At 66.6% G+C, this 12,709-nt stretch carries 11 protein-coding genes; 2 read left to right on the top strand and 9 right to left on the bottom strand.

The features are described from left to right. Positions 1-39: 39 nt before the first annotated feature. The 4 genes from ASF16_RS18080 to ASF16_RS18065 all read right to left on the bottom strand — a co-directional run bounded on the left by ASF16_RS18080 (position 40) and on the right by ASF16_RS18065 (position 4,351). Positions 40-852, bottom strand: coding sequence for an ABC transporter ATP-binding protein (locus ASF16_RS18080; protein ID WP_056170382.1), 813 nt, complete (start codon positions 850-852; stop codon positions 40-42). A 104-nt stretch (positions 853-956) separates the two neighbouring features. Further along, positions 957-1,925: a nitrate ABC transporter permease gene (gene ntrB / locus ASF16_RS18075; RefSeq protein ID WP_056170768.1), complete on the bottom strand. Its 969-nt coding sequence runs from the start codon at positions 1,923-1,925 to the stop codon at positions 957-959. A gap of 65 nt (positions 1,926-1,990) precedes the next feature. Continuing rightward, a complete protein-coding gene (locus tag ASF16_RS18070; RefSeq protein WP_056170379.1) occupies positions 1,991-3,235 on the bottom strand; it encodes a CmpA/NrtA family ABC transporter substrate-binding protein in 1,245 nt (414 codons plus the stop codon). A gap of 489 nt (positions 3,236-3,724) precedes the next feature. Beyond that, the gene (locus tag ASF16_RS18065) at positions 3,725-4,351 is read right to left on the bottom strand and encodes an ANTAR domain-containing response regulator (protein ID WP_056170376.1); all 627 of its coding nucleotides are present in this window, start codon (positions 4,349-4,351) and stop codon (positions 3,725-3,727) included. A 206-nt stretch (positions 4,352-4,557) separates the two neighbouring features. Between ASF16_RS18065 and ASF16_RS18060 the strand changes: the two genes are divergently transcribed. Both ASF16_RS18060 and tsaD read left to right on the top strand, forming a co-directional pair. Next, positions 4,558-5,727, top strand: a complete 1,170-nt coding sequence (locus ASF16_RS18060; protein ID WP_056170373.1) for a branched-chain amino acid ABC transporter substrate-binding protein — start codon at positions 4,558-4,560, stop codon at positions 5,725-5,727. 145 nt (positions 5,728-5,872) lie between these two features. After that, entirely contained in the window at positions 5,873-6,922 is a 1,050-nt protein-coding gene (gene tsaD / locus ASF16_RS18055) for a tRNA (adenosine(37)-N6)-threonylcarbamoyltransferase complex transferase subunit TsaD (protein ID WP_056170370.1), read from the top strand. 988 nt (positions 6,923-7,910) lie between these two features. Here the strand turns inward: tsaD and ASF16_RS18050 are convergent. From ASF16_RS18050 to ASF16_RS18030, 5 genes are read right to left on the bottom strand one after another with little or no spacing between them, the layout of a single operon-like run. Then, positions 7,911-9,362, bottom strand: a complete 1,452-nt coding sequence (locus ASF16_RS18050) for an aldehyde dehydrogenase (RefSeq protein WP_056170367.1) — start codon at positions 9,360-9,362, stop codon at positions 7,911-7,913. Between the two features lie 57 nt (positions 9,363-9,419). Next, on the bottom strand, positions 9,420-10,130 hold the full coding sequence (locus tag ASF16_RS18045; protein ID WP_056170363.1) for an ABC transporter ATP-binding protein: 711 nt from the start codon (positions 10,128-10,130) through the stop codon (positions 9,420-9,422). Next, positions 10,127-10,891, bottom strand: coding sequence for an ABC transporter ATP-binding protein (locus ASF16_RS18040; protein WP_056170360.1), 765 nt, complete (start codon positions 10,889-10,891; stop codon positions 10,127-10,129). The genes ASF16_RS18045 and ASF16_RS18040 overlap by 4 nt, the downstream gene beginning before the upstream one ends. Further along, positions 10,884-11,831: a branched-chain amino acid ABC transporter permease gene (locus tag ASF16_RS18035; RefSeq protein WP_056170358.1), complete on the bottom strand. Its 948-nt coding sequence runs from the start codon at positions 11,829-11,831 to the stop codon at positions 10,884-10,886. The genes ASF16_RS18040 and ASF16_RS18035 overlap by 8 nt, the downstream gene beginning before the upstream one ends. Further along, positions 11,828-12,706, bottom strand: a complete 879-nt coding sequence (locus ASF16_RS18030; RefSeq protein WP_056170355.1) for a branched-chain amino acid ABC transporter permease — start codon at positions 12,704-12,706, stop codon at positions 11,828-11,830. The genes ASF16_RS18035 and ASF16_RS18030 overlap by 4 nt, the downstream gene beginning before the upstream one ends. Positions 12,707-12,709: the final 3 nt, after the last annotated feature.

Below are 12,709 nucleotides of genomic sequence, written 5' to 3'. Positions count from 1 at the left end.
GCGCCTGGGGTGTGCTGCCACGCCTGGCAGCGCGGGGCTTCAAGCCGCTTTCTCGACGTGCCCCTGGCGGGTGTACAGAAAGTCGATCACGGCTTTGCGGTAGTGCACGTACTGCGCGTCTTCGGCCAGCTCCACCCGGCGGCGGGGGCGGGGCAGGTCGACGGCCAGCACCTCGCCAATCGTGGCGGCGGGGCCGTTGGTCATCATCACGATCTTGTCGGACAGCAGCACGGCCTCGTCCACATCGTGCGTGACCATGACCACGGTGCTCTGCGTGCGCGCCACGATCTCCAGCAACTCGTCCTGCAGCTTGGCGCGCGTCAACGCGTCCAGCGCGCCGAAGGGCTCGTCCATCAGCAGCACCTGCGGTTCCATCGACAGGGCGCGGGCGATGCCCACACGCTGCTTCATGCCGCCGGAGATTTCGCCGGGGCGCTTTTGCGCGGCTGGCGTCAGGCCGACCAGCGCCAGGGCGGCGTCGGTGCGGGCACGCAGTTGCGCCTTGCTTTCCTTGCCGCCAAACACGCGTTCCACCGCCAGGTAGATGTTGTCGAAGCAGGTGAGCCACGGCAGCAGCGAGTGGTTCTGGAACACGACTGCGCGCTCGGGGCCCGGGCCCTTGATCTCCTTGTTGGCGCACAGCAGTGCGCCGTTGGTGGGCGTCGTCAGGCCGGCAATCAGGTTCAGCAGCGTGGACTTGCCGCAGCCCGAGTGCCCGATCAGCGCGACGAACTCGCCCTTGGCGATCGTGAGGTTGATGTCGCGCAGTGCCGGGAACATGCCCTTGGCGGTCTTGAAGGTCTGCTCCACGCCATGGACTTCGATGAACTTGGTGGTGAGAGAGGTGTGCATGAGGAACTCCTGGTTGTTTCGAGGCCCGCCGTGACCACCGCTTGGCCGGGCCACTGGGGGGCGCCTGAAGGGATGAAGCCCCGCAGGCGCTGCTCAGGGGAGGGTCAGGCTTTGACCTCTTCGAACGTGAATGCGGTGGCCAGCTTGATGAGCGCAAACTCCAGCACCAGCCCGACGATGCCGATCACGAAGATCGCGATGATGATGTTCTTAACGTTCAGGTTGTTCCACTCGTCCCACACCCAGAACCCGATGCCCACGCCGCCCGTCAGCATCTCGGCCGCCACAATCACGAGCCACGCGGTGCCCACGGCCAGGCGCACGCCGGTCAGCATGTAGGGCAGCACGGCGGGGAACAGGATCTTGGTGGCGATCTTCCACTCCGACAGGTTGAGCACGCGGGCCACGTTCATATAGTCCTGCGGCACGCGCTGCACACCCACGGCGGTGTTGATGATCATGGGCCAGATGGAGCAGATGAAGATGGTCCAGATGGCGGCCGGGTTGGCGCCCTTGAAGACCAGCAGCCCGATGGGCAGCCAGGCCAAGGGCGACACCGGGCGCAGCAAGCTAATCAGCGGGTTGAACATGCGCGACAGGAAGTTGAAACGCCCGATCACGAAGCCCGCCGGAATGCCCACCAGCGCCGCCATGCCGAAGCCGACCGCCACGCGTTCGAGTGACATCAGCACGTTCCAGCCCACGCCCTGGTCGTTGGGGCCATTGCGATAGAAAGGGTTGCTGAAAATCTCGAGCGCCTGTTTCCATGTCTCCAGGGGCGTCGGAATGCTGCCGCCCGTGGTGGTGGAGACCACCGCCCACAGGCCGATGAGCAGGCCCAGGCCACACAGCGGCGGCAGCACGGCCATCCAGAAGCTGCGCGACAGGGCAGCCCAGTCGCGGCGCGGGGCTTGCGCTGGCACGGTGGCGGCAGGGGCAGCAGCGCCTGCAGCGGCGGCTGGTGCAGTGCTGCCGACGGCGGTGGCCGCAGCGCTGGCGGGGGCAGGGTTCATGGTTTTCGGTGCAGCCGCGGGGGCTGCATCCAACGGGGTGTGAAAAACGGCGCTGACCATGGTGTTCTCCTTCAAGAGGGGCGGGTGGTGCTGGCGGGGTGGATGTCGTCGTCAGGCGAGGGCGATCAGGCCTTGACCTTGAAGCTGTCGGCGTACTTGGCGGGGTCCTTGCCGTCCCACACCACGCCGTCCATGAACTTGCTGCTGCGCATTTCGGTCTTGGGCACGGGGGTCTTCGATGCGGCGGCGGCCTGCTTGTAGACGTCGATGCGGTTCACGGCCTTGGCCACGTTCAGGTAGTCAGGGTGGTCCTTGATCAGGCCCCAGCGCTTGTGTTGTGTGAGGAACCACATGCCGTCCGACAGGTACGGGAAGTTCACCGCGCCGTCGTTGAAGAACTTCATGTGGTTGGGGTCGTCCCAGGTCTTGCCCATGCCGTCCTGGTAGCGGCCCAGGATGCGCTGGTTGATAGCGTCCACGCCGGTGTTCACGTAGGCCTTGCCGGCAATGGTCTCGGCCATCTTGTTCTTGTTGGCCAGGCCTTCGTCGATCCACTTGCTCGCCTCCAGGATGGCGGCCGTCACGGCGCGCGCCGTGTTGGGGTACTTCTGCACGAATTCGGACGTGGTGCCCAGCACCTTCTCGGGGTGGTCCTTCCAGATGTCCTGCGTGGTGGTGGCGGTCACGCCGATGCCGTCCATGATGGCGCGGTGGTTCCAGGGCTCGCCCACGCAGAACCCGTCCATGTTGCCCACGCGCATGTTGGCCACCATTTGTGGTGGCGGCACGGTGATGACCTTGGCGTCCTTCATCGGGTTGATGCCGTTGGCCGCCAGCCAGTAGTACAGCCACATGGCGTGCGTGCCGGTGGGGAAGGTCTGCGCGAAGGTGTACTCGCGCTTCTCGCTGGCCATCAGCTTGGCCAGGCCCGCGCCGTTGACCGCGCCTTTGTCCGCCAGCTTCTTGGACAGCGTGATGGCCTGGCCGTTGTGGTTGAGGTTCATCAGCACGGCCATGTCCTTCTTGGGGCCGGCCAAGCCCAGGTGCACGCCATACACCAGGCCGTACAGCACGTGGGCAAAGTCGAGTTCGCCGTTGACCAGCTTGTCGCGCACACCGGCCCAGGAGGCTTCCTTGGTGGGGATGATGGTCACGCCGTATTTCTTGTCGATGCCCAGCACCGAGGCCATCACCACGCTGGCGCAGTCCGTCAGCGGGATGAAGCCGATCTTGACTTCCTTCTTCTCGGGGGCGTCCGAGCCCTGGGCATGCACCAGCGCACGCAGCGCAGGGCTGACGCCAACGGCGCCCACGGTAGCGGCCTGCAGCACGGTGCGGCGGTTGAGGCTGGTTTTAAGCAGATCGGTCATGGGGCACTTCCTCGTAGCGTTAAAAACAAAAAGGCGTCCACACCACACCCCGCGAGATGCACGCATGCATACGTCGGGGCGGGTGGGGACGCCTTTGTCCATTGCCAAGCATTGGGGCTTGGCATCAGCACCGGCCCGCCATTGGGCCGCTGCTGTCAGGGGCAAGACCTTCATTGGTCTTGCCAGGGTTAACGCAAGCTGCGTGCCAACCTGTGACGCACCAGCTGCGCGCCAAGGCGGCGCAGTAATTGCTATGTAATTGATAGCTGGTAGCGCTTGTCTATCAAGCGGTAGCGGCCAGTTTTAATCAAATGGTTGTGCGATGGGTGCTGCAGGAGCGCCCGCACTGCCTTTGTGCGGTGCACCATCTGGGAGTGGTGTTGAGAACTGTGCGCGGCCCAGGGCAGGGACGCCAGGCAAAGGCCGACGCGCAGCACATCGAGAAGCCCCTCGCTGCAGGCGAGCAGTGCCTATGGGGATGTCACGGGTTCAGCCCAGCAGGTCCATCACGTCCAGCATCCGCTGGGCCACGTCCACGAGCTTCAGGCCCTTGTCCATGGCCGTCTTGCGCAGCTTTTCGTACGCTGCCTGCTCGGTCAGGTTCTGGCGCTGCATCAGCAGGCCCTTGGCGCGGTCGATGGTCTTGCGGTCCTTGAGCTCGGTCTTGGCATCGGCCAGCTCGGCGCGCAGGGCCTGTTCGTGCTGAAAGCGCGCCATCGCCACGTCCAGGATGGGGCGGATGCGCTGGGGCGACAGGCCGGCCACGATATAGGCCGACACGCCCGCCGCCACTGCGGCCTTCACGTGCGATGTGTCCTCGTCGTTGGTGAACATCACGATGGGCCGGCGTTCGTCGCGCGTGGCGACCACCACATGCTCGAGCGCGTCGCGGGCCTCGCTCTCAGCGTCCACGATGATCAGGTCGGGTTGCAACTGGGCGATGCGCTCGCTCAGGAACACGTCAGCCGGCAGTGTGGCCACCAGGTTGAAGTTGTTCTCCAGCAGCCCGATGCGCAGCGCCCGCGAACGCTCCGCCTGCAATACGGCGTGTTCGTCGTCGGGATCGGCAATGGCCAGGTCCGGGGCCACCACCACGATGCGCAAAGACTCGTTCATACCCCGAAGCATAAGCAATTTTTACGCCACATATTGGTGCGCGCAAGCGGTGCAAGACGTCCGATCATCCCATCACCGAGCCCATCGTTCCTTGCAGGGCCTGAAACTTGCTAATAGTTTGATGATTGGCAGGGCATACCCGATAGCCGCCTTCCATTCGCTCGCATATACATCTGGTCACATTGACATACTGATGAGGAATCTGCATGAACAAGCTTAACGACCGGCGCCGTTTTCTTTCCGCCGGCCTGGCCCTGACCGCGGTCACGTCTGCGGCGCTGCTGCTCCTGTCCGGGTGCAGCAAGGTGCCCGACACCATCAAGATCGGCGTGGCCCAGCCCTTGAGCGGCCCGCTGGGGGCGCTGGGTCAGGACTTGCTCAACGGCGTGAATCTGGCGGTGGCCGAGCTGAACAAGGGCGGCTACACCGTGGACGGCAAGCGCGTGACGCTGGAGGTGGTCTCCGTGGACGACAAGGCCGACGCCGCCACCGGCAAAACGGTGGCCCAGCAACTGGTGGATGCGGGCGTGGTGGCCGTTATCGGGCATTTGAACTCGGGCGTGAGCATCGAGACCGCCCCCATCTATGCCGCCAAGGGCATCGCGCAGATCGCGATCTCCACCAACCCCAAGTTCACGCAGCTGGGCTTTCCCACCACGTTCCGCATGGTCGGCAACGACACCCTGCAGGCGCGCGCCATCGGTTCGTTCGCCGCCACGCAGTTGGGTGCTGCACGCTACGCGGCGCTGGACGACGGCACGCCCTACGGCAAGGGCCTGGCCGACGGCGCGGCCGCACAACTCAAGACCGAGAAGAAAGAGGTCGTGGTGCGCAAGTCGTTTGACGACAAGACCACGGCGTTCAATGAACTGGCCGGCGAGCTGAAGGCCGCCAAGGTCGAGGTCATCGTCTCCACTCTCAACGACTTCCAGGCGCTGGCGCTGCTCGAAGCCCTGCGCAAGGTCGACCACACCAAGGTCAGCCTGCTGGGCGGCGACACCATCAAGACCACCGACATGGTCAAGGGCGCCGGCATCATCGATGGCATCTACGCCACGTCGCCCGTGCTGGAGGCCAAGGAATTCGCCACCGGCAAGCCCTTCCTCGAAAAGTACATCGAGGCCTACAAGAAGCCGCCCGCTTACGGCGGCCATTACAGCTACGACAGCATGTACGTGCTGTCTGCCGCCATCCAGAAGGCCAAGTCGGCAGAGCCCTCAGAGATCACCAAGGCGATGCACAGCATCAACGGCTATGCGCCGGTGATCGGCACCATGACCTGGGACGACAAGGGCGAGCAGCGCTACGGCGCCGTGGGCGTGTACGAACTGCGCAGCGGCAGCTGGGAGCTGCGCATGCGGTCGGACCGCTGGTAGCCGTCCTCTGACGGTTGCGCCGAATCGGTGGGCTCCTCCGCCTTCTGCGCACCACGCTCACGCACAAAGCCCCTGCCGGCCACCGCCCGCAGGGGCTTTGTGCCGTGGCGGCGGGCCATACCGGTGCGGGTTTTACACTCGGGCGATGAGTTTGCTGATCCTTGGAATCGAATCCTCCTGCGACGAAACCGGCGTGGCCCTGGTGCGCTCCACCGGCGACGCCGCCGTGCCCACCCTGCTGTCGCACGCGCTGCACAGCCAGATCGAGATGCACCAGGCCTATGGTGGCGTGGTCCCCGAGCTGGCCAGCCGCGACCACATCCGCCGCGTGCTGCCACTGACTACCCAGGTGCTCACCGAGTCCGGCCAGACGCTGGCCGACGTGGACGTGGTGGCCTACACCCGCGGCCCGGGCCTGGCCGGAGCCTTGCTGGTGGGTGCCGGCGTGGCGTGTGCGCTGGGGGCCTCGCTGGGCAAGCCCGTGCTGGGCGTGCACCACCTCGAAGGGCATCTGCTCTCGCCTTTCCTGAGCGCGGATCCGCCGGAGTTTCCGTTCGTGGCCCTGCTGGTGTCGGGCGGCCATACGCAGCTGATGCGCGTGGACGGCGTGGGCCGCTACGAAATCTTGGGCGAGACCATCGACGACGCCGCCGGCGAGGCCTTCGACAAGTCCGCCAAGCTCATGGGCCTGGGCTACCCCGGCGGCCCGGCGTTGTCGCGGTTGGCAGAGCAGGGCAGTGCCACGGCGTTCAAACTGCCGCGGCCTCTATTGCATAGCGGGGACCTCGATTTTTCTTTTGCGGGGCTCAAGACGGCGGTGCTCACGCAGGCTAAGAAGCTGGGCGATGAGCTCGAAGCTCGCAAGGCTGATTTGGCAGCCAGCACCGAGGCGGCGATCGTCGACGTGCTGGTGCGCAAGACGATGACGGCGCTCAAGCAGACGGGTTTGAAGCGTGTGGTGGTGGCCGGGGGCGTGGGGGCCAATCGGCATTTGCGTGCGCAGCTGAATGGGGCCTGTGCGGCTGCGGGGGTGCGGGTGCACTACCCCGAGCTGCATTTGTGCACGGACAACGGGGCGATGATTGCGATGGCGGCGGCGATGCGGTTGCAGGCGGGGCAGCAGGAGGCCAGCAGCGACTATGCGTTTGATGTGAAGCCGCGGTGGCCGTTGGATGCGATTGCTGCGGGGGCTTGATGAGCTTGTCGAGATGCCGGTACTTTGAGTTCGAGAAACCGTTTACATGCCGAACAGTTCGCAACGCAGGCTGTTCGGGCTGAGCCTGTCGAAGCCGTTGCGCATCGCAACCCGTAGCCGTTCGGGTTGAGCTTGTCGAAACCTGGGCGCTGCTCGCTAGCTCGCTGGTTTGAGAGGTGTGCCTGTGCTGAGGGCGGGAGCCGGGGTGCGCGCCCGGCGGCGCGGTAACTTTCTCTTGCGTCGCCAAGAGAAAGTCACCAAAGAGAAGGCGACCCCAAGTCTGCGACCCCTTCGCGGTGCGAAGGGGCAAACCTGCGTCGGGGCGGTTGCGGGGTGCGCCGCAGAACTCACTGCGCTGCTTTGCAGCTACGTTCAAACAACTGCGGCGAGCTAGAGCACGAAGCATGCGCGCTCCGACGCGCATGCCACCCCGCAACCGCCCCTCCGCAGGCGCAGCCAGCAGGGGGTGGACAGCCGAACAGCCACACGGGCCATCGCGTTGCTCGGCCCCGAACGCGCAGGCGCTTCGCGCCGCGACCGCCAGGCCGAGCGCAGCGATGGCCCGTGTGGATGTTGGCTCCCCCATCCCTTCAGGATGCGCCGAGGAGCGCAGGGCGTGGGGTGAGCGTGTGCCGAAGGACACACGCATCGTGAACTGACTCGCTGCGGATGTTTGAGCGTAGCGCGSCAGCGCGCAGCGAGTTCCGCAGCGCACCCCACGACCGAGCACCGCAGGTTGCCCGAAAGAAAGTTACTCGCACGCCGGGCGACTCCCGGCCTCCGCCCTCAACAAAGGCATGCTGCCCATCAGCGAGCCTGCGAGCAGCGCCCAGGTTTCGACAAGCTCAACCCGAACGGATGTGGGTCGCTGCGCCTTGGTTTCGACAGGCTCAACCCGAACGGACGTGGATCGATGTGCCCAGATTTCGACAAGCTCAACCCGAACAGATGGGCGGCAGGACAACCTCAATCCACAGACAGCACCGCTTCAGAACGGATAGTGCCGCGCAGTCGTCTGCACCGTAATCCACCGCAGCTCCGTAAACTCCCGCACCCCCGCCATCCCCCCAAACCGCCCGTACCCCGAACTCTTCACGCCCCCGAACGGCATCTGCCCCTCGTCATGCACCGTCGGCCCGTTGATATGACAAATCCCCGACTCAATGCGCGCCGCCACATTCCACGCCTTCGCCACATCGCGGCTGAACACGGCGGATGACAGGCCAAACTCGTTGTCGTTGGCGCAGGCGATCGCCTCCTCCACGCCGTCCACCCGCACCACCGGCTTGACCGGGCCGAACGACTCCTCGCGGTAGATGTCCATCTCGGCCGTCACGTGGTCCAGGATGGTGGCGGCCATCAGCGTGTTCTCGCTCTTGCCGCCGCACACCAGCGTGGCGCCCTTGGCCAGCGCGTCGTCGATCAGCGCGTTGCAGCGGTGCACCGTGGCCATGTCCACCACCGACCCCAGCACCACCGGGCCCTTGCGCGGGTCGCCCAGGGGCAGGGCCTTGGCGCGCTCGCCGAGCTTGGTGACGAACTCGTCGGCCACGGCGTTGTCCACGATGATGCGTTCGGTGGACATGCAGATCTGGCCCGAGTTGGCGAACGAGCCGAACACGGTGCCCGCTACGGCGGCATCCACGTCCGCATCGTCCAGCACCAGCAGCGGGGCCTTGCCGCCCAGCTCCAGCACCACGGGCTTGAGGTACTTCGCGCACGTCTGCGCGATGATGCGGCCCACCTTGGTGGAGCCCGTGAAGTTCACGCGGCGAACGGCCGGGTGGGACACGATGGCCTCGACCACCGCACCGGCGTCGGCGGGCGCGTTGGTCACGAAGTTCACCACGCCCGGGGGCAGGCCGGCTTCCTGCAGGGCCTCGATGATCAGGCCGTGCGTGGCGGGGCTCAGCTCCGAGCCCTTGAGGATGACCGTGTTGCCGCAGGCCAGCGGTGTGGCGATGGCGCGCACCCCCAGGATGATGGGCGCGTTCCACGGCGCGATGCCCAACACCACGCCCGCGGCCTGGCGCACGCCCATGGCCAGGCTGCCGGGTACGTCCGACGGAATCACCTCGCCCGCGATCTGCGTGGTCAGGGCCGCAGCCTCCTGCAGCAGGCCGGCCGCCAGGTGCACGTTGAAGCCAGCCCACAGGCCTGATGCGCCGGTCTCTGCGGCCATGGCGGCAGCAAAGGCGTCGCCCTTGGCTTCGAGCGCGTGCGCCGCCTTGAGCAGCAGTGCGCGGCGTGCATTGGGCCCAAGGGCAGACCAGGCCGGGAAGGCCTTGGCGGCTGTGTCTGCGGCGGCCTTGGCATCGGCCACGGTGGCGGCGGGCGCGGTGGTGGCCACGGAGCCGTCGAGCGGGTTGCGGCGCTCGAAAGTCGCGCCGCCGCTGGCCTGCACGCGCTCGCCGTGGATCAGCATGGAAATGGCAGTCATGGAATCAGTCTCCTGAAGGACAAGGGAAAAAGTCGGATACGAGTGGGTCGAAAAGATTCAGGCCACGCCCAGATAGGCCTGGCGTACCGCATCGGATTGCAGCAGCGTGGCAGCCTCGCCAGAGGCCACGATGCGCCCGCGCTCCAGCACATAGCCGCGCTGGGCCACCTGCAGCGCCTTGCGCACGTTCTGCTCCACCATGAGCACGGTGACGCCCTGCGCCGCGATGCGCTGCACGATGGCCAGCAGTTCGTCCACCATGCGCGGTGCCAGCCCCAGCGAGGGCTCGTCCAGCATCAACAGGCGCGGGCCGCTCATCATGGCGCGGGCCACGGCCACCATCTGCTGCTCGCCGCCGCTCATGGTGCCGGCCAACTGCTGGGCGCGTTCCTTGAGGCGCGGGAAGTCCTCGAACGCCTGGGCCAGGCGCTCGGCGCGCACCCGCGAGGGCACCAGCCAGCCGCCGAGTTCCAGGTTCTCGGTCACCGTCATCTGCGGAAACAGCTGGCGGCCCTCGGCCACCAGGGCCAGGCCGCGCTGCACGCAGGCCGTTGCATTCATTGCGGGCATGGCCTGACCGTCGAGCAGTACCGCGCCCTGGCGCGGCAGCAGCCCCGCCAGCGCCTTGAGCAGCGTGGTCTTGCCCGCGCCGTTGGGACCCACGATGACCGTGATGCCGGGCTGGGCTTCGAGCGACAGGTCCTGCAGCACCTGAAAGCCGTTGTAGCCCGTGGTCAGATCCTGTACCGAGAGGTGTGCGCCGCTCATGCCGTAGCTCCTTCGGGCGTGGCCTGTGTGCCCATCTCATCGCCCAGGTAGGCCTCGATGACCTCCGGGTTGCGCACCACCTCGGCCGGCGTGCCGTCGGCGATCTTGCGGCCCTGGTGCAGCACCAGCACGCGCTCCACGTACTTGAGCAGCGTGGTCACCGCATGCTCGATCCACACCACAGTGAGGCCCCAGTCATCGCGCAGGCGGCGGATGCGCTGGGCCATGGCATCGACCTCGGCCTCGGTCAGGCCGGCGGCCACCTCGTCGAGCAGCAAGAGGCGAGGGCGCGTCCCCAGGGCCATGCCGATCTCCAGCAGGCGCTGCTGCGAAGGCGTCACGTCGGCTGCGGGCCGGTCTGCGAGGGCTGACAGGCCCAGCATGGCCAGGATCTCGTCCTCATTGCGCAGGCCCACGGGCCCCTGGCGGTGGCGGCCCGCGAACTGCATGCCGAAGCGCACGTTGTCGCGCACCGTCATGTCCGGGAACACGCGCGGTGTCTGGAAGGTGCGCGCGATGCCGTGGGCCGCATAGTGGTGCGGGCCCTTGCCGGTTAGGTCGTCGGCCCCGCAGACAAGCGTGCCCGAAGTGGGCGGCTGCACGCCCGAGATGGCGTTGAAGAACGTGGTCTTGCCCGCGCCGTTGGGGCCGATGATGCCGATGAGCTCGCCCGCATGCAGCGTGGCGCTCACGCCGTCCACGGCGGTCAGCCCGCCAAAGCGCACGGTCACGCTGTCGATGGTCAAGAGGGCCTCAGACATGGCCAGCCTCCGTGGCAGGTGCGGCGGGCGTGGCCGCCCGCTTGCGCTGCCACAGCGTGGCCAGTCCGTTGGGCAGGTACATCACGCACAGGATGAGGAGCAGGCCCAGCACCATCATGTAGCCATAGGGCAGCTGCAGGCGCAGCGTCTCGGCCAGCAGGCTGAAGACGATGGCCGCGAGCACCGGGCCGCCGATGCTGGCCGCGCCGCCGATCAGCGCGATCAGCACCGTCTGGAAGCCGATGAAGGGGCTGAACACTGCCGCCGGTTCGATGTAGGTCCAGCGCACCGCCATGGCCGCGCCCACGGCACCCGCAAACGCGGCGGTGATGCCGAAGCCCGCGATCTTGGCCAGGCGCGTGTCCACGCCCAGCGTCTGCGCGCGCTGCTCGTCGGCGCCGATGCCCGAGAGCGCCAGGCCGAAGCGGCTGCGCTGGACGGCAATCGCGGTGGCGATGGCGCCCGCCGCGATCAGCAGCACCGTGAGGTACACCGTCTCGTTGCTCGGCACCACCGTGAGCACGCGGCCCACCGTGCCGGAGACCTGCTTTTCGACAAAGGTCACCGCATGGCGGATCAGCTCCGTCATGCCGAAGGTGAGCACCGCGAAGTAGGTGCCGCGCAGGTGCAGCACCGCCGCACCCATCACGACGGCCACCACGGCGGCGATCAGCGCGCCGGCCACGATCACCAGCGGCCAGGGCAGGCTACCGAGCAGCGTGGCGCTGGCATACGCCCCGATGCCGAAGAAGGCAGAGGTGGCCAGCGAGAGATAGCGCGTAGCACCGCAGAACAGCGACCAGCTCGTGGCGAGTGCGATGTACATCAGGCAGCTGAGCAGCACCGAGGCCATGAACTCGGACACCAGCCAGGGCAGGGTGCCGACTACGGCCGTGCCCGCTGCGAGCGCGAGCCAGGGCTTGTTGGAATGGAGTTTCATTTTTTTCTGAATAGACCGTTGGGGCGCCAGATGAGCACGCCGATAAAGACTGCGTAGCTCAGCAGCATCTTGAGAGAGGGGCTGCTGAAGTGCATGCCCAGGGCTTCGACCACACCCAGCAGCAGGCCTCCAGCCAGGCTGCCCGCCAGGCTGCCGAAGCCGCCCAGCGTGATCACGATCAGCGCGGTCACTGTGTAGGGCTCGCCCATGGAGGGCGAGATCTCGTAGGTCATCGACAGCAGCGCCCCCGCCACACCCGACAGGCCCAGGCCGATGCCGAACATCATCGGGTGCAGGCGCCGGGTGTTGATGCCCACGAGCTGCGCCCCCGTGGGCGACTGCATCAGCGCCCGCACGGCCTTGCCCAGCAAGGTGAGCTTGAGGAGCACGATCAGCGCGGCCGACAGCGCCAGTGCCACGCCGAACAGCACCAGCTTGTTCTCGGTGAAGCGCATGCCTGCCACCTGCACCGGGTCGGCCAGGTATTCGTAGCCGCGCAGGTCGCCGCCCCAGATCAAGAGGGCGGTGTTCTGCACCAGGAACATCAGGCCGAAGCCCACCATCAGGCTGCGCGCCTCGAACACGTCCACGTTCGGTGCGCGCGCCGCCAGGCGCTTGAAGCACAGCGCATGCACCGCCACGCCCAGCACGAACAGCGCGATGAAGGCGATGGGCATCAGCAGCAAGGGCGACCAACCCCAGGCGGTGTGTGCCCACCAGGTGAGGAAGGCGCCGAGCATCAGGAATTCGCCATGCGAGATGTTCATGATGCGCATCAGCCCGTACTGCAGGTTCAGGCCCATGGCCACCAGCGCGTAGATGCCGCCGGTAATGAGGCCGCTGGCGACCAGTTCGGCCCAGGAAGTCAGAGACACTGT

Source organism: Acidovorax sp. Leaf78 (assembly GCF_001422735.1).
Classification (GTDB): Bacteria; Pseudomonadota; Gammaproteobacteria; order Burkholderiales; family Burkholderiaceae_C; genus Acidovorax.
This window is presented reverse-complemented; position numbering and strand designations above follow the sequence as displayed.